Consider the following 17,526-nt stretch of genomic DNA (forward strand, 5'->3'; position numbering starts at 1 on the left):
GAGGGTCAATAGGCCGAATCGCTGGCGGCCACCGCGTCTTCGCTGCTGGCCGCGCGTTTGCGCGAGGCCGGCTTGGCGCTTTGCTCGAAGTGCGCCTGACGCTGTTGCAGGGCTTCGAGCAGACCGAAGTCCTGGGGGAAGTCGTCGACCTGGATCGCGTGGTCGCCGTATTCCACATAGCGCCCCAGCAGCTCGTCCTCGTCCGGGCTGATCAGCTGCAGCTCCAGGGCCTTGACCCGCCAGATCACGAAGGCCTCGCGGGAGATCGGCAACGGCGCCAGGCTGCCCTGCTTGATCGCCGGCTTGAGCCGCGCCTCGATCAGGTCCACCTGTGGCTGCAGGCGGAACGCCAGTTCGCCATAGGCCAGCTTGTCGATGTCCGGCTGCGGGATGTAGGAGTCGGCCAGCAGGCGGTCGCGGGTCGGGCCCGGGGTCTGCACCAGTTCGGCGACTTGCGCCAGCAGGCGGTCCGACGGCTTGCGCTGGGGAATGCCCAGGGGAAAGCTCAGGCCACGGATGATCCGCGCGGCAGCCTTGGACGGATAGTTGTCCAGCACTTCGGCCAGGGCTTCATGGGCCCGCAGCAGGCAGTCCTGGGCGGCCCAGTGCACCAGCGGCAGGTCGGCCTGCGGCCGGCCATCGTCCTCGAAACGCTTCAACACGCAGGACAGGATGTACAGCTGGGACAGAATGTCCCCCAGGCGCCCGGTGATGCTTTCCTTGCGCTTGAGGGCACCGCCCAGCACGCCCATGGAAATGTCCGAGGCCAGGGCCAGCACCACCGACAGACGCTGGATCTGCCGGTAGTAGCCGGCCAGGGCCTTGTCGGTGTTGCTCGGGGCCTTGATCAGGCGCCCGCCAGTGACCGCATGCACCGCGGCGCGCACGGTGTTGGCGAAGACGAAGCTGATGTGGCCGAACATCGCGCTGTCGAACGCTTCCAGGCCCTTGCGCCCGGTATCCCGGGCCGCTTCCATCTCGCGAAAGACATAGGGATGGCAACGGATCAGCCCCTGGCCGTAGATGATCAGGCAGCGGGTCATGATGTTCGCGCCTTCCACGGTGATGGCGATCGGGCTTTGCTGGTAGGCCCGGGCCAGGAAGTTGTTGGGCCCCATGCAGATGCCCTTGCCGGCAACGATGTCCATGCCGTCATTGACCATGGCCCGGGCGCGCTCGGTGACGTGGTACTTGGCGATGGCCGAGATCACCGAGGGCTTCTCGCCGGCATCCAGGGACGCCACCGAGACCTTGCGCACCGCGTCGCAGGCATACAGGTGCCCGGCCATGCGGGCCAGGGGCGCCTGCACCCCTTCGAACTTGCCGATGGGCAGGCCGAACTGCTTGCGCATCGCCGCGTAGGCCGTGGTGCCGCGCACCGCCACCTTGCCCAGGCCGACGTTGGCCGAGGGCAGGGAAATGGCGCGCCCGGCGGCCAGGCATTCCATCAGCATGCGCCAGCCGTTGCCCACCTGGTCGCCACCGCCGATCACCCATTCCAGGGGGATGAACACATCCTTGCCGGTGGTCGGGCCATTCTGGAACACCGCGTTCAGCGGCCAGTGGCGACGCCCGGTATTGACCCCGGGATGAGTGGTGGGAATCAGCGCGCAGGTGATCCCCAGGCTGCCCTGGGTGCCCAGCAGGCCGTCCGGGTCCTCGGCGCGAAACGCCAGGCCCAGCACCGTGGCGATCGGGCCCAGGGTGATGTAGCGCTTGTCCCAGGTAACCCGGAAGCCCAGCACTTCCTGGCCCTCGAACTGGCCTTTGCAGACCACGCCGGTATCGGGAATGGCCCCGGCGTCGGAGCCGGCATAGGGGCTGGTCAGGGCGAAGCAGGGAATGTCTTCGCCCCGGGCCAGGCGCGGCAGGTAATGCTGGCGTTGGGCCTCGGTACCGTAGTGCAGCAGCAGTTCGGCCGGGCCCAGGGAGTTGGGCACCATCACCGAGATCGCCGCCGCCGAGCAGCGGGTGGAGAGTTTCATCACCACTTGGGAGTGAGCGTAATGGGAGAAGCCTTTGCCGCCGTACTGCTTGGGAATGATCATCCCCAGGAAACCCGCGTCCTTGGTGTATTGCCAGGCCTTGGGCGAGAGGTCCTGCCAGACCTGGGTGGTTTCCCAGTCGTTGGCCATGTCGCACAGGGTTTCCACTTCGTTGTCCATGAACGCCTGCTCTTCGGCGCTCAGGCTGGCCGGCGCGGCGCCTATCAGGCGCGACCAGTCGGGCTTGCCGCTGAACAGCTCGGCATCCCACCAGACCGTGCCGGATTCGATGGCCGCGCGCTCGGTGTCGGACATGGCCGGCATGATCTTGCGGAACATGACCAGGGCACGACGGGTGAGCAAGGCCCGACGCAGCGGCTTGACGCTCAGCAGCGCAGCCGGCAGCACCACCAGCAGCACCGCGAGGCTGATGCCCAGCGAGCCCACCAGGCCCAACCAGTGCCCTGCCCCCAGCCAGACCAGGGCCGAGCCCAGCCACCAGGATGCCGGGGCCTGCCGATAGGCCAGTGCGAACGCAGCGGCGAGTCCCACCAATAACCAGACAATCATGGAATACCTCTCTTGTTCTATGCAGACGACCACTTGGAGCCTGGGCGTTGTGCCGGCCCCTCGAAGATCACCCTACAAAGGAAACTGCCTCGTTTCAAATTTTATTTTTAAATATTGTTTTGAGTGATTTCAGCAACGCACAACGGCCGAACGATGTCAGCCAGGGCTTGGGGAAATGGCAGGTCAAGACGGGTCCTGAGGTGACCCGTCCCGCCGACGGCAGTAGCACAATCCCTTTGTACTGCCGTTATCTCGAGGCGTGGGTAAAGCCTTTACCCTCAGAAGTGATAGGTCGCGGAGAGGCTCACCACCTCGCCCTTGGCGTCGGCCTTGCCATCCAGGCGCGAGGCACCGAGACGGTCCACGTTCTGGGTCTTGATCTTGGCTTCCTTGACGAATTGCCGGGAATAGGCGCCGTCGATGGTCAGGCCGGGGATCGCCCTGATGTCATAGCCGAAGCCCAGGGAAGTGAACCAGCGATCGTTGTCGGGAATCCGCGGGTCACGTGTGCTGTTACGGGTTGGTGTCTGGTCGTACGCCACACCGGCCCGCAGAGTCAGCTGGTCGGTGAAGCGGTAGTCGCCACCCAGGGAATACATCATGGTGTCTTTGTACTTGTACGGGATGGAGACCAGGGTATTGCCATCGGACTTCAGGGTCAGGTCCTTGAACGACGACCATTGGGTCCACAGCATGCTGGCACCCAGGGTGAAGCGGTCATCGAACACGTGCACCCAGTCCAGCCCGGCGGAGGCTGGAATGTCCAGCTGGGCACTGGCGTTGGCGCCATCCGGGTTCAGCTTCAGGCCGGGATAGGCCAGTTCCACCAGGCTTTCACCATTGGGCCCGGCCGGTTGGGTCATGTACTGGCGACCTACCGCGTCGGCACGCACGTTGTACTTGCCGTCCATCTTGTTCTTGATCTTGGCGTGGTAGTTCAGGCCCAGGGTGTCGCGGTCGGTGGGTTTCCAGACCACGCCGGTGAACCAGCCTACCGAGGTATTGTCCACCTTGACCCGCATCAGGTTCGCCCCGACGCCGGATGGCAGCGGGATCCCGCCCAGGCCGGGAGATACCGCCGCGGCACCGGTCAGGTTGAGGTTCTGGCTGACAAAGCCCTTGCTGTGCTGGACGATGACCCCGGCACCCAGGGAGAAGTCGTCATTGACCTTGAACGACAGCGAGCCGGTCAGGCCCACGGTCTCGATCTTGGTATCCACCGAAAAGTCGCGGATCTTGGAATTGTCGTTATCCCAGGTGCTGCGCATGCCCATGGGCACCACCTGGCTCAGGCCGAAGGCAAACTGATCGTTGATCGGCATTACCATGAAGCCGGTCGGCAACCAGGCGGTGAAGCCGCCCTGGCCACCATTGCCCTCCAGGGGCACCGGACCGCTGGTGGGGACGCCGGATGCATCCACCGGCAAGGTGGTGGCCGGATTCCCTTGATAATCGTAGGCATCGCCTTTGTATTTCATCTTGATGCGGGCGTAGTCGACCGTCATCTGTGCCACGTTCTGATCGATAAACGCCATGGCCGCCGGGTTGTTGTAAGCCGCACTGGGGTCGTTCTTGAACAACGAACCACCACCGAAGGCCCGGCCCCATCCGGGAGCGCCGTAGGTAGGCGTGGTGAAGCCGCCTGCCTGAACAGTGCCGATCGCACCAAAGCCCCCCAACAGGGCGAGTGCCACCGCGATCTGCAACTGTTGTTTCTTATTATTCATGCCCCACTCCTTATTATTATCGATAGCAACCGACACTACAGGGCCCTCCTGATCTGCAGATCACCGCCTCTTGCGAGGCGGTGTCCTTCAGCGGGTGATCAGCCCTTGGTTCCAGATAACGCTTAAATCACGCTGACCTGTGGCGACGGCTTGGCGTTCAGCACATCCACGGAGCAGCCACCGCTCAGGGTCTGAGGCGTGCTCAGGCTCAGCGAGTGAGTCACGTTGCTCCAGGCCACGTTGATGGTGGTCGGACCGCAGTTGGTGGCAGGGAAGAAGGAAATGGTGTAACCCACGTTGGTCACGGTACCTGCGGTGGTGCTAGAGGCACTCAGGGTCCATGGCAAGCCAGTGATCTTCGGCAGGTTGCACAGCGCGTTGCTGCCGCTGACGGTGGCGCCGGTGATGCTGGCCACGCCGCCGGCGATGTTGCCGCTGAAGTTGATGTTGCAGGTCACGGGCTGGTTGAACGAGGACGGCGAGCGCACGGTGATAGTGCCGCCAGGGGTAGTGAACGGACCATCCGGGTTCGCACCATCAATGGCGATGGATGCAGCGCTGGCCATGGAAGCAGCTCCCAAGCAGGCAACGATGGCGGTGGCGGACACGAGAGTTTTGATGCCTTTCATTGTTGTTTTTCCTCACATGTATGGCGATTCATTTCGCCGGGGTAATGGCCTTGAGCGAGACGACACGGAGAACAGCGACCGAGCTTCCCTTTCCAGCCAAATCTTCAATTCGATAAAGGTGTGACGTGCGCGTCAGGGTGCAACCCGGAACGTGGGTGGCATCTGGATCGATACGGTCTTGATGGTGCAGCCACCGTCGAGGCTGACCTGGGCCGCTTCGAGTTTTCCGGTGCTGTTGTTCCAACTGCCTTCGGCGGTGGACGGCCCGCAGTCGCCGCCCACCAGGGGCGCGTGCACGGTGACCTGGATACCCGACATGGCGCCGCTGGTTTCGTCCTTGGCGATCAGCTTCCAGGGCAGGTGCGTGGCTTCCACCTGGCCGCACTTGAGGCCGCCGCTGAAGTCGACTTTCTCGACGCTGGCGAAGCTGCCGTCGGGGCTGACCTTGCCGCTGACCTGGATGGTGCAGTCGGCATTGATGATGCTCTTGGCAAAGCTGATGGGGCCCTTGGCGGTGAACTCGGTATTGGCCGGTTCAATGCGCGCGGCTTCGGCGGCGCCCATCAGGGAGATCCCCACCAGGACCACGAACAACTGGGCAGTGAATAGCGGTGAAATAGACATCCGTGACTTCCTTACAGTTGCTTATTGTTGTTGTCGGTCAACTTGCTTAAGGACTGCCTACTGCGTTGCTCACCCTTCAAGCGGGCACATCACAGGCGAACACGACCGGTTCACCAGCACTTGAAGGGGTGAGCGGTACAACTAAAGAGCAGTGTCTGAATCGGTGTTGCTGAAGCCGTAGCGCTTGAGCAGCTCGTCACGCTTGGCCGGGTGCATGTTGGCCAGGCGTACATCACCCGAGTAGTGCGCCAGCACCCGGTGGTCCATCAGGCGCCGCCAGAGGGCCGGCACATAGGCCCAGACGATCATGGTGGCGTAGCCATAGGGCAGCTGTGGCGACTCGTCGAAGTGACGCAAGGCCTGATACGCACGGGTCGGGTTGGCGTGGTGGTCGGAGTGGCGCTGCAACTGGAACAGGAAGATGTTGGTGACGATCCGGTTGCTGTTCCAGGAGTGGCGCGGCGAGCAGCGTTCATAGCGGCCGTTGGGCTGTTTCTGGCGCAGCAGACCGTAGTGCTCGACGTAGTTGACCACCTCCAGCAGAGAGAAGCCGTAGATCCCCTGGATCACCAGGAAGGGAATCACCGCCGCCCCCAGCCAGGCGATCAGCACGCCCCACAGCACCACGCTGTACAACCAGGCGCTGATCACGCCGTTCTTCCAGTGCAGGGTCGGCAGGCCGAGTTTTTCCAGGCGCTGGCTTTCCAGATGCCAGGCCGAACTCAGGCTGAACCACACGGTGCGCGGCAGGAAACTCCAGAAGGATTCGCCCAGGCGCGAACTGGCCGGGTCCTCCGGGGTGGCCACCCGCACATGGTGGCCGCGGTTGTGCTCGACGAAGAAGTGCCCGTAGAAGGTCGAAGCCAGGGCCAGCTTGGCCAGGAACTTGGCCATCCCGCGGTTCTTGTGCCCCAGCTCATGAGCGATGTTGATGGCAATGCCGGTGGCCGCGCCAGTGGACATCGCCATGCCCAGGTAGGTGAACCAGCCGATACTGCCGTGCAGTTGCGCACGCTCGGTGAGGAAGGCGGCGAAACTCGCCAGGCTGCCTTGCAGGTGCAGTTGTTCACTCAGTTGCAGCAGGCCGCCGGCGATGATCCAGTCCACCCCGCTGATGGCCATCCAGGCGGTCACCACCAAAGACAGTACCGAGAGCACGGCACAGCTGTAGACGATAAAGCGGTAGTAGGGTTGTTTTTCCAGATCGGGAACGGCGGATTCAGGCGGGTTGCTGGCATCTTCCCCCATCAGGCCGTCAATCAGCGGGATCAGGCCGAAGATCACCAGGACCCCGCTCCACCAGAACACTTGCACCCCGGTGGTGAGGGCGAAGATCCCCGACAGCAGAGGGGTGATCATGGGCAAGGTACCCAGCCACCACAGGTGACGCTTGCTATCGGTCCAGACGCCGGGTGCCGCCACGGAAACAGTCATGGCAGCCTCCGCAGGATGGCAGTCGAAACAGGTGCTATAAAGGACAGCGCGGCTGCGCTGTGCAGAGCGTGAAGGGATGAAAAAACAAAAGCGTGAAATGGCGTTATTTTCATTATTTTTAATCGCTCAATTGCACTTTCAAAAAAAACATTCAAAACATTTTTTTAAAAAAATAGCTCGGGTTCGTTAGCTCGTCAACTATTTTTTCGGCTTGTTTCGAATGTCGCCCGTGAAGCATTTACAGCTGCTGTCGACGCCGCGGCAGGGGCGCTCGAAACCGCCCCCCGCCACGCCCTCAACTTGCTCTTGAAGCCGCGAACGGCGGGTGCAGGATGGTTGCGCTGCGTTGTGGCGCAGCCTGGGAAGCGACGTGCTGGACCATGGCCACCACCCGCTCGACTGCGCTAATGGGCAACATGTGGCCCCGGCCCTGGACGATCTCCAGGGACAGCCCCGGCACCTTGCCGACCATTGACTCACCGTGCCGGCGGTAACTGAGCACCGGGTCCGCCGAGCCATAGATCAGCCCTACCGGAAGCTTCAGGCTGGGGTAATGCTTGACCATGCCCGGCAGCGAACGGTTGACCACGGCGATTTCGCTGGAGGCGTTGTAGAAGCTGTCCGAACGCATCCCCAGCAACCCGCCGCCACGCTCGGCGAAATCCTCGGGCACCGGGTCCGGGGCGAACACCGACTTGACCAGGCCACGGCGCCCGAGCATGGCCATGGGCGCCGCCAGGGTCAGGGACATCCAGCGCCGCAGCAAAGCCGGGCGCACTGCCAGGGACAGGAACACCAGCGGCAACATGCGCTGCGGATGGGTCAAGGGGGCCACCAGGATCAGTCCGGACACCGATTGCCGATGGTCCAGGGCCAGGGACAGCGCCACCGCACCGCCCAGGGAATGCCCCAGCACCAGCGGCTGGCCCAGGTCCAGGGTGCGAATGAACCTGGCCACCAGGCTGGCCTGGGCCGGCAGGTCTGCCGCGGCGCCCCGGGCCCGGGTGGAATAGCCCGAACCGGGACGATCGATGGTGATCACTCGGAAGCGTTCGCGCAGCTGCGGGGCCAGGGAGTGGGTCAGGTTGCGCCCGCAGCCGGTCAGGCCATGGATCATCAATAGCGCCGGGCCCCTGCCCTCATCGGTGTAGTGAATGCGCTCGCCACCGACCTCGAGAAAGCGTCCGTTGATCGGAACCTGGCTTTCAATCCGGCGGTTGATACGAAAACTCACCACCCAGAGCACCGCACTGACCGCCAGGAATACCGCTGCCGCTACCAGCCACTCCATAACCCGCCCCCTCAGCTTCCCTGCGCCGTTCGCCCGTGATCGGAATGACCTGGCGGTGTGGCGTGTCGCCCTGGCCTGGTGCCGCCTGTGACGCCTCACCCATGGCCTGGATGAGCCCCGCAAAATCCACAGGCGACCAGCGCAGGTGACATTTTCAGGTAATTTATTTAAATTAATTTTTAAAACATTATTTTAAATTGTGCAATCCTGAGTTTTCACCCACTGACGAAAGTCACCCAGCAGCATCATTACAATCGAGGTACACACCATGAATGCGTACTCGCCACCCAACGACCCCGAGGTCGTTGACATCGCCATCATCGGCGCCGGCTTCGCCGGGCTGTGCATGGCGATCAAGCTCAAGCAAGCGGGGATAGAGGATTTCTTCGTCGCCGAACACGCCGCGTCCCTGGGGGGCACCTGGCGCGACAATCACTACCCCGGCTGCGCCTGCGACGTGCAATCCCACGTTTATTCCTTCTCTTTTGCGCCCAACCCGAACTGGACCCGGCAGTTCGCGCCCCAGCCGGAAATCCGCGAATACCTGGAAAACTGCGCCCGGGATTTCGCCCTGGCGCCCTACCTGCACTTCAACATGGGCCTGCAACAGGCGGTCTTCGATGAAGCCCGGGAGCGCTGGCACCTGCGCTTCAGCAATGGTCGGGAAGTCAGTGCGCGGGTACTGATCTCCGGCATGGGTGGCCTGTCGCGCCCGGCGATACCGGACATCCCCGGGCTCGACACTTTCACCGGCAAGCGGTTTCACTCCCAGCAGTGGGATCACCGCTACGCCCTGCAAGGCAAGCGGGTGGCGGTGATCGGCACCGGCGCCAGCGCCATCCAGTTCGTGCCGAAAATCGCCCCGCGGGTAGCTCAACTCAAGCTGTTCCAGCGCACCCCGCCGTGGATCATGCCCAAGCCCGACCGCGAGCTCAGCGCGGTGGAACGCTGGGCCTTCAAGCACCTGCCCTTCACCCAGCGGCTGGTGCGCTCGGCGCTGTACTGGGCCCTGGAAAGCCGGGTGATCGCCTTCGCCCGCCGGCCCAGACTGATGAAGGTGGTGCAGCGCGTGGCCCTGCGTCATCTGCGCAAACAGGTGCCCGACCCGGTGCTGCGCCAGCGCCTGACCCCGGACTACACCATCGGCTGCAAGCGCATCCTGATCTCCAACGACTACTACCCGGCCCTGACCCGGGGCAACGTGCGGCTGATCACTGATGACATCCAGCGCATCGACGGCGACGCGGTGATCACTGCAGACGGCAACCGCCACCCCGTGGACTGCATCATCTTCGGCACCGGTTTCCAGGCCACCGACCCGATCCCCCGGGGCCTGCTGTTCGGCCGCCATGGCCAGGACCTGATGGACAGCTGGGCTCGGGGGGCCCACGCCTACCTGGGCACCTGCCTGCCGGGCTTCCCGAACTTCTTCATGATCGTCGGCCCCAACACCGGCCTGGGGCACAACTCGATGATCCTGATGATCGAGGCCCAGGTGGACTACATCCTCAAGGCCCTGGGCCAGATGCAGCGCGAACGTATCGCCAGCATCGAAGTCCGGCCCCAGGTCGAAAGCCAGTACAACCAGCGCCTGCAGCAGCGCCTGGCCGGGGCCATCTGGTCCACCGGGGGCTGCCGCAGCTGGTACCTGGACCCGCGCAGCGGGCAGAACACCACCCTCTGGCCGGGCTCCACCTGGAGCTTCAAGAAGACCTTGCAGCACTTCGAACTGCAGGACTACCAGGCCAGCCACCTGCCCCACACCCAGCCCGCCGCCGCACCGGCCGCCGCGCGCCCCCTGCACCTTGAAGAGGCCGCTCTCAATGAAAAACTTTAACGGTAAAGTCGCCGCCATCACCGGCGCCGCCTCCGGCATGGGCCGCGCCCTGGCCGTCGCCCTGGCCCGTGAGGGCTGTCACCTGGCCCTGGCCGACAAGAACCCCCAGGGCCTGGCACAGACCGTGGCCCAGGCCCGGGCCGCGACCCTGTTGCCGCTGCGCATCAGCAGCCAGGAACTGGACGTCGGCGACCGCGAGGCGATGTTCGCCTGGGCCGCCGCCAGCGCCGCCGAACACGGCCAGATCAACCTGATCTTCAACAACGCCGGAGTGGCGCTGTCGAGCACCGTGGAAGGTTCGAGCCTGGCGGACCTGGAGTGGATAGTGGACGTCAACTTCTGGGGCGTGGTCCACGGCACCCAGGCCTTCCTGCCCTACCTCAGGCAATCCGGCGACGGCCATATCATCAACACCTCCAGCGTCTTCGGGCTGTTCTCCCAGCCTGGCATGAGCGGCTACAACGCCACCAAGTTCGCCGTGCGCGGATTTACCGAATCCCTGCGCCAGGAGCTGGACCTGCAAGGCCACGGGGTCTCCGCCACCTGCGTGCACCCGGGGGGCATCCGCACGGATATCGCCCGCACCAGCCGCATCAGCGACAACGTCAAGGGTTTCCTGATCGACAACGAACAGCAGGCCCGGGACGACTTCGAAAAACTCTTCATCACCTCCGCCGAAACCGCCGCCAAGGTGATCCTGCTGGGGGTGCGCAAGAACAAGCGCCGGGTGCTGATCGGCCGCGACGCGCACTTGCTCGACCTGTTCATCCGCTTGCTGCCCAGTGCCTACCAGGCCCTGGTGGTATGGGCCAGCCGGCGCATGGCGCCCAAGCCGGGCAAGACGCGGCCGGCGGTCTACGAGCCCCAGGACGAACGCGGCCTGTAGTGCCGCCCACCCTTTTTCATGTCTAGAGGAGCGACAGCCATGCTGCCCATCCGCCGCGACATCAAGGTCGAACTGCCTGCCGAACGCGCCTGCGACTGGCACGAGCAAGGCAGCCACGTGACCCACTTCTTCAATGCGTTGTCCCTGCTGTTTCCTTCCGGCGAGCTGTTCTTCATGGACAGCGTGCGCCACTACCGCGAACAGATTCACGACCCCGAGCTCAAGCGCCAGATCCAGGGTTTCATCGGCCAGGAAGCCATGCACAGCCGCGAGCACCTGCGCTACAACGACCTGCTGCAGGACGCCGGGCTGCCGGCCCATCTGCTGGACCGGCGGTTGCGCTTCTTCCTCGATTTCCAGAAGAAGCACTTCCCGCCGGCCTTCAACCTCGCGATCACCGTAGCCCTGGAACACTACACGGCAATCCTCGCCGACCTGCTGCTGCGCGACCCCAGCCGCTTCGGCAATTCGGTGGCGGGCTACCGGCAGATGTGGCTGTGGCACGCCCTGGAGGAAACCGAGCACAAGGCCGTGTCCTACGACGTCTGGAACAGCGTGATCAAGCCCGGGCCCAAGCGTTACCTGATCCGCACCGGGAGCATGCTGTTCACCACCCTGGGCTTCTGGCTGGTGGTGTTCGACTTCCATGTGCGCATGCTGATCGCCGACCGCCGTCGCGGCGGCCACTGGCGCGGGTTGTGGCAGGTGGTCAAGTACCTCTACGGCCCCAAGGGGGTGTTCCCGCGGATCGCCCTGCCCTGGCTGCAGTTCTTCAAGCCGGGCTTTCACCCCTGGAACCACGACAACCGCGAGCAACTGCAACGCATCGACGGCCTGGTGCAGGACATCGAACGCACCCGCGCCGCCGCGGCCAAGTGACAAATGCCGACACGGCGAACAGCGGCGTGCCGGCATCCCCTGGCGGGCTGCTAACCTGCAACGCACCCTTAGGTGCTGCGAGCCCGCGCGATGATCCTGATTCTGCTGCCCCACGCCGACTACGACCCCAGCGAAAGCAGCCTGCCCTGGCAGGCTGCCCGGGACGCCGGTTTTGCCGCGCAGTTCGCCACCCCCCTGGGGATGCCGGCCTACGCCGATTCGCGCCTGGTGAGCCTGGGGTTCGGCCCGCTCAACCCGTTGTTGATGACCCCGGCGGCCGACCTGGCCCGCTACCACGCCATGACCCGCGACCCGGCCTTTTGCAGTCCTCTGCCCTATGCCGGGGTCGACCCGGCGGCCTACGAGGGCTTGCTGATTCCCGGCGGCCACGCCCGGGGCATGCGCAGCCTGTTGGAATCCGAGGAGGTGCGGCGGATCATCCTGGCCTTCTTCCAGGCCGACAACCCCGTGGCCGCGGTGTGCCACGGCCCCCTGGCCCTGGCACGCTGCATCGATCCGGCCAGCGGGCGCTCGGTGCTCCATGGGCGCAAGGTCACCGCCCTGCTGGCCGGGCCCATGGAGCTGGCGGCCTGGCTGGTCACCGCGCCGTGGCTGGGGCGCTACTACCGCACCTACGACCACAGCGTCGAGCAAGAGATCAAGGCGGCCCTGGCCAGCCCGGCGGATTTTCTGCCCGGGCCCTGGCTGCCCCGGCGGGATTCGGCAGAGCACCCCGAGCGCGGTTTTGTGGTCCGCGACCGCAATCTATTGACCGCGCGCTGGCCCGGGGACTGCCACCGCTTCGCCAATGAATGGGCGAGCCTGCTGCAACAGGCTCGCGACGCCCAACCTCAGGCGCAGCAGGCAGAGCGCTGACCCGGCTTGAAGGCATGGCTGCGCGCGCCCCAGACCAGCATCAGGCCCACCAGCGCCAGGGCGGCCATGGCCCAGGGAAAAGACGCCGCGCCATAGCGTTGCAAGAGCAGGCCGCCGACCATACCCCCGCAGGCAATGCCCAGGTTGAAGATGGTCACCAGCATCGATTGCGCGACATCCGCCCCCTCCCCGGCCACATCCGCCACGGCGGTCTGGAGCAAGGTCGGGGCGCCACCGAAGGTCAGGCCCCAGGCGCCAATGCCGAGCCAGGCCAGCCAGGGCTGGCTGGCAGCGATCCCCAGCAGCAGGCACGCCAGGGCGAAACCGGCGAGGCTGCACAGGGTCAGCCCGCGCAGCCAGCGGTCGACCCCGAGCCCGGTGAACCAGATCCCCACCAGGGAGGCCAGGCCGAACACCAGCAGCGCCCGGTCGAGAGAGGCCGCCAGGCCCAGGGACGCGAGGAACGGCGCGATATAGGTGTAGAGAATGTTGTGGGCCAAGATCCACACGAAGATCACCAGCAGCGCCTGGGGCAGGCCCCGGGTGAGAAAGATCCGCGCGATCGGCTGGCGCTGGTGGGCCGGCTGGCCGGGGTAGTCCGGCACTGCCAGGCGCACCCAGAACCACAGCAGCAGAGCCAGTAGCGACAGCCCCCAGAAGATCTGCGGCCAATCCATGCGGGTGCCCAGCCAGGCCCCCAGGGGCACCCCCAGGCACAGCGCGATCGGCTGGCCCACGCCCACCACCGCCAGGGCCCGGCCCTGCAACTCGGGCACCACCAGACGCCGGGCATAGCCGGCCAGCAGGCCCCAGACCAGCCCCGCCGCCATGCCCGCGGCAAAGCGCGCGGCCAGGGTCAGCAGGTAGTGGGTCGACAACGCGGTCAGGCTGTTGAACAGCAACAGGCCGCCGATAGCCAGCAACAGCAGGGGCCTACGGCGCCAACTGCGAGTGGCGGCGATCAGCGGAATCGCCGCCGCCACCGAGCCCAGGGCATACAGGCTGATCAACTGCCCGGCCATGGCCTCGCTGATGCCCAGGCCCTGGCTGATCTGCGGCAACAGCCCGGCAGGCAGCGTCTCAGTGACGATGGCGATGAAACCGGCCAGGGTAAAGGCCAGCAGGCGCCAGACCGGCAACCTACTGGAGGCGGTCGGCAAAGGTACGCAAATGTTCATGAAAGAATGCTCACACAAGAAGACCAGAAATCACCGCAGGAACCGGCTTGCCGGCGAATGGGCCTCAGACCCTGCGCCCGACTCACGGGCGCCTTCGCTGGCAAGCCAGCTCCTACAACAGGCAGATACACCGCGCAGGCTCCCGCAGGAGCCGGCTTGCCGGCGAAAAGGCCCTCAGACCCTGCGCCCGACTCACGGGCGCCTTCGCTGGCAAGCCAGCTCCTACAGCAGGCAGATACACCGCGCAGGCTCCCGTAGGAGCCGGCTTGCCGGCGAAAAGGCCCTCAGCCCCTGCGCCCGACTCACGGGCACCTTCGCTGGCAAGCCAGCGCCTGCATCAGCGCGAGAAGAAACCGCTCAGCCGAGGTAGGAGGCCGCCATGTCCTTGTCGCCATGGCCCTGCTCCAGGGCGCGCTGGAAACGCTGGATTCCGGCCTCGGCCAGATCCAGCCGGACCCCGGCTCTGGCGGCCGCCGCTACCATCAATTCGGCGTCTTTCAGGGCGTTGGCCAGGGTAAAGCTCGGGCTGTAGTCGCCACTGAGCATGGCCCGGGTCTTGGCCTGGAAATAGCCGCTGTCCAGGGGCCCGCCGCTGACCAGTTCCACCACCAGCGCCGGGTCCAGCCCCAGCCCCTTGGCCAGGGCCAGGCTTTCCGCGGCGCCGTGGGTCAGGGCCAGCACCCAGCTGTTGAGGGCCAGCTTCAGGCGGCTGCCGGCTCCCGGCTGTTCGGCAACCCAGAGCACACGCTTGGCGATGGCCTCCAGCAGCGACTGCAACGCCGGCCGATGAGCCTCGGGGCCCGCGCCCAATACCACCAACTGGCCCTGCTCCGCAGGCTGGCGCGTGCCCAGCACCGGGGCATCGTAGAAGACCAGCCCGCCATCCCGGGCAAAGCCTTGCAGTTCGTCGTTGGCCTCGATCCCCACGGTGGCCATCTGCAGCCAGAGCGCCCCAGGCTCGAAACCGTCCCGTGCCTGCTGCATGGCTTGCAGCACGGCGGCGCCGTCCTTGCCCAGGGTGATGATCACTTGCGCCCCGCGTACCGCCTCGGCGGGCTCGGCAAATACCTGGATATCGTCCGCGATCAGCGCCTGGGCCCGTTGCAGCGTGCGGTTCCAGGCCCGTACCGCAAAGCCCTTGCGCCGCAGATTGCGCGCCACTGCGGCGCCCATGATGCCGATGCCTAATACCGCAATGGATCCTGGTTGCTTGGCCATCTGTGTCTCTCCCGTGTTGAATCAATTATGGAATGATCATTCCAATAAAAAGCAAAAAAAAGCCCAGCCCTATAGGCGCTGGCTTGCCAGCGAAGACGCCCTGGAACCTGATGCAGATTGTGAGGGGCCCTTCGCCGGCACGCCGGCTGCTACAGGCTGGCCAGGACCACCTCGACCACATCCAGCAGGCGCTGGCGTCGTTGCTCCGCCAGGCTGCCCTTGGCCAGCACCCGCAAGCCCTGCACGGTGCACACCACAAAGCTGGCCAGGGCCCGGGGATTCTTCTGCGGGTCGATCTCCCCCTGCTCCTGGCCGCGACGCAGCACCTGCTCCAGGGCCGCCTCGATACGCTGGAAATTCTGCGCCACGAGTTGAGCCACCGCCGCGTCCTGCCCGGCCATTTCCAGGGAGGCATTGGCCGCCAGGCAGCCCAGGCGCCGGGTGTCTTCCAGCTCGTTGTCGACGATGCGCATCAGCAATCGCCGGACCAGTTCCCTGGCGGGTGCGTCGGCGCCCAGCAGCTCGATATTGGCGCTGGTCATCTGCTGGTAGCGCTTGAGGGCACAGGTGTACAGGCCGTGCTTGCTGTCGAAGGCGTTGTACAGGCTGCTGCGGCTCAGGCCGGTGCCTTCCACCAGGTCCTGAATGGACGTGGCGGCGTAACCGCGCTGCCAGAACACCTGCATGGCCGCATCGGCAATCTGCTCGGGGTCGAACTCCTTGGGACGCACGGCTATTACCTTTCTGGAATGATCGTTCCAAAGACTAAAGATCAAGCCGGCAGGCGTCAACCGCCCCGGGCAAAAAAAGCCCCGGGCCGGTTCTCGGGTCCAGGAAGCGGATCTAGGAAGCGGATCTAGGAAGCGGATCTAGGAAGCGGATCTAGGAAGCGGATCTAGGAAGCGGAAGTCGCCAGGGGCTTGTTCAACTCGCCGATCTTTTCCAGCCGGGCGCGCACGATGTTGCGGCTGATGTTGAGCAGGCGCCCGGTCTGCAACTGGTTGCCATGGCAGTAGCGATAGGCCTCGCGAAAGATCGTTTCCTCGATGTGCTCGTACAGGTCGGGAATGTTCTGCTCGAACAGCGCCTGCAAGGCCCGGCCCAGGTCTGCCGGCGCCTGAGGCCCGGGGACGGCCAGGGGCGCCTGTTCCTGGCGGATGCCGGAGGAGCGCATGTCCACCAGGTGCAGATCCCCCGGTGCCACCCGTTGCTGGCGGCACACCAGCAAGGCGTGGTGGATGGCATTTTCCAGTTCGCGAATGTTGCCCGGCCAGCTGTGCTCCAGCAGCTTGCGTTCAGCCTCTTCGGTCAGCGAGGCACGGTTGTAGCCCAGGCGCTGGCAGTGTTCCTCAAGGAAGAATTCGGCCAGGGGCAGGATGTCCCCCGGGCGCTCGCGCAGCGGCGGCAGGCGGATGGTGGCCACGTGCAGGCGGTAGAACAGGTCTTCACGAAAATGCCCGGCCACCACCGCATCGGCGAGGTTGACGTTGGTGGCCGCCACCAGCCGCACATTGATCGGGATCGGCGTGCGCGAGCCCAGGCGCACCACCTCTCGCTCCTGCAGCACCCGCAGCAGCTTGACCTGCATGTTCAGCGGCAAGTCGCCGATCTCGTCGAGAAACAGCGTGCCGCCGTTGGCCGCTTCGAACCAGCCGGCCTTATGGGTGGTGGCACCGGTAAAGGCGCCTTTCTCATGGCCGAAGAGTTCGCTTTCCACCAGGGTTTCGGCAAAGGCCCCGCAGTTCACCGCGACAAAGGGCTCGCGCCCGCGGCGGCTCAGGTGATGGATGTGGCGCGCCACCAGTTCCTTGCCGGTGCCGGTCTCGCCAATGATCAGGGTATTGGCCTCACTGGGGGCCAGGCGCTCGATGCGACTGAGCAATTCCTGGGAGCGCGGGTCCTTGAACACCAGAACGGTGGCCCGTACCGACTTGGTCAATTCACGGGCGTTTGGATGAGTGATCAGCGACATGGTGCATTCCTGGCAGTAAAAGCGCGGGCTCAATAGTGCACGAAGATATTTAGACTAAATAATTATTAATTAATATTTAGATATTCCTTTTATGAATATATCTGGAGGGTGCTCCCCACCTGCTGCTGGAGCAGCAATCGGCCAGCACCTGCCTGTTCGCAGATCAGCAGCGGCGGCTTGGGCCAGGGCCTGTCGATCTGCCTGAAGCCCTTGCCAGGCAAGGCCTGCAGCGCTTTGTAGCGGCCCTGGCATGCAATCTGCTCTATCCCCTCCGACACCAGTACCCACCACCGCCCCTCGTAGGAGCTGGCTTGCCAGCGAAGGCGTCCGCAAGGGCGAGGCAAGGCTCAAGGGCCCTCTTCGCCGGCAAGCCGGCTCCTACAGGAGAACACCGCGATATCTGTTGCAGGAGCTGGCTTG

At 64.7% G+C, this 17,526-nt stretch carries 14 protein-coding genes; 4 read left to right on the forward strand and 10 right to left on the reverse strand.

Annotated elements, in window-relative coordinates; genetic code table 11:
- Positions 1-5: 5 nt before the first annotated feature.
- The 6 genes from BM382_RS03765 to BM382_RS03790 all read right to left on the reverse strand — a co-directional run bounded on the left by BM382_RS03765 (position 6) and on the right by BM382_RS03790 (position 8,260).
- Complete coding sequence (locus BM382_RS03765; RefSeq protein ID WP_072441892.1) at positions 6-2,555, reverse strand: acyl-CoA dehydrogenase; 2,550 nt, start codon at positions 2,553-2,555, stop codon at positions 6-8.
- Positions 2,556-2,833: 278 nt separating this feature from the next.
- Complete coding sequence (locus tag BM382_RS03770) at positions 2,834-4,282, reverse strand: outer membrane protein transport protein (RefSeq protein WP_072441894.1); 1,449 nt, start codon at positions 4,280-4,282, stop codon at positions 2,834-2,836.
- Between the two features lie 122 nt (positions 4,283-4,404).
- On the reverse strand, positions 4,405-4,911 hold the full coding sequence (gene praB / locus BM382_RS03775; protein WP_011061226.1) for an alkane oxidation protein activator PraB: 507 nt from the start codon (positions 4,909-4,911) through the stop codon (positions 4,405-4,407).
- A 132-nt stretch (positions 4,912-5,043) separates the two neighbouring features.
- Positions 5,044-5,535 (reverse strand): alkane oxidation protein activator PraA, encoded by a 492-nt coding sequence (gene praA, locus BM382_RS03780; protein WP_015635562.1) that lies wholly within the window; start codon positions 5,533-5,535, stop codon positions 5,044-5,046.
- 141 nt (positions 5,536-5,676) lie between these two features.
- Positions 5,677-6,969 carry an alkane 1-monooxygenase gene (locus BM382_RS03785; protein ID WP_072441896.1) on the reverse strand — a complete coding sequence of 431 codons (1,293 nt, stop codon included), beginning with the start codon at positions 6,967-6,969 and terminating at the stop codon, positions 5,677-5,679.
- 295 nt (positions 6,970-7,264) lie between these two features.
- On the reverse strand, positions 7,265-8,260 hold the full coding sequence (locus BM382_RS03790) for an alpha/beta fold hydrolase (RefSeq protein WP_072441899.1): 996 nt from the start codon (positions 8,258-8,260) through the stop codon (positions 7,265-7,267).
- A 268-nt stretch (positions 8,261-8,528) separates the two neighbouring features.
- On the opposite strand from BM382_RS03790, the gene BM382_RS03795 reads away from it, so the two are divergent.
- The 4 genes from BM382_RS03795 (at position 8,529) to BM382_RS03810 (ending at position 12,738) form a co-directional block, all read left to right on the forward strand.
- The gene (locus BM382_RS03795; RefSeq protein ID WP_072441901.1) at positions 8,529-10,097 is read left to right on the forward strand and encodes a flavin-containing monooxygenase; all 1,569 of its coding nucleotides are present in this window, start codon (positions 8,529-8,531) and stop codon (positions 10,095-10,097) included.
- Positions 10,084-10,983, forward strand: coding sequence for an SDR family NAD(P)-dependent oxidoreductase (locus BM382_RS03800; RefSeq protein WP_011061221.1), 900 nt, complete (start codon positions 10,084-10,086; stop codon positions 10,981-10,983). The genes BM382_RS03795 and BM382_RS03800 overlap by 14 nt, the downstream gene beginning before the upstream one ends.
- A gap of 39 nt (positions 10,984-11,022) precedes the next feature.
- Entirely contained in the window at positions 11,023-11,862 is an 840-nt protein-coding gene (locus BM382_RS03805; protein WP_019095520.1) for a metal-dependent hydrolase, read from the forward strand.
- A gap of 90 nt (positions 11,863-11,952) precedes the next feature.
- Positions 11,953-12,738 carry a type 1 glutamine amidotransferase domain-containing protein gene (locus BM382_RS03810; protein ID WP_019095519.1) on the forward strand — a complete coding sequence of 262 codons (786 nt, stop codon included), beginning with the start codon at positions 11,953-11,955 and terminating at the stop codon, positions 12,736-12,738.
- Here the strand turns inward: BM382_RS03810 and BM382_RS03815 are convergent.
- From BM382_RS03815 to BM382_RS03830, 4 genes are all read right to left on the reverse strand, one after another.
- The gene (locus BM382_RS03815; RefSeq protein ID WP_065364012.1) at positions 12,714-13,916 is read right to left on the reverse strand and encodes an MFS transporter; all 1,203 of its coding nucleotides are present in this window, start codon (positions 13,914-13,916) and stop codon (positions 12,714-12,716) included. The genes BM382_RS03810 and BM382_RS03815 overlap by 25 nt on opposite strands.
- Before the next feature lie 357 nt (positions 13,917-14,273).
- Positions 14,274-15,134: an NAD(P)-dependent oxidoreductase gene (locus BM382_RS03820; protein ID WP_015635555.1), complete on the reverse strand. Its 861-nt coding sequence runs from the start codon at positions 15,132-15,134 to the stop codon at positions 14,274-14,276.
- 149 nt (positions 15,135-15,283) lie between these two features.
- The gene (locus tag BM382_RS03825; RefSeq protein ID WP_011061216.1) at positions 15,284-15,865 is read right to left on the reverse strand and encodes a TetR/AcrR family transcriptional regulator; all 582 of its coding nucleotides are present in this window, start codon (positions 15,863-15,865) and stop codon (positions 15,284-15,286) included.
- Between the two features lie 164 nt (positions 15,866-16,029).
- The gene (locus BM382_RS03830; protein ID WP_011061215.1) at positions 16,030-17,106 is read right to left on the reverse strand and encodes a sigma-54 interaction domain-containing protein; all 1,077 of its coding nucleotides are present in this window, start codon (positions 17,104-17,106) and stop codon (positions 16,030-16,032) included.
- Positions 17,107-17,526 lie beyond the last annotated feature (420 nt).

This window comes from Pseudomonas sp. NFPP25 (assembly GCF_900116505.1).
Lineage (GTDB): Bacteria > Pseudomonadota > Gammaproteobacteria > Pseudomonadales > Pseudomonadaceae > Aquipseudomonas > Aquipseudomonas protegens.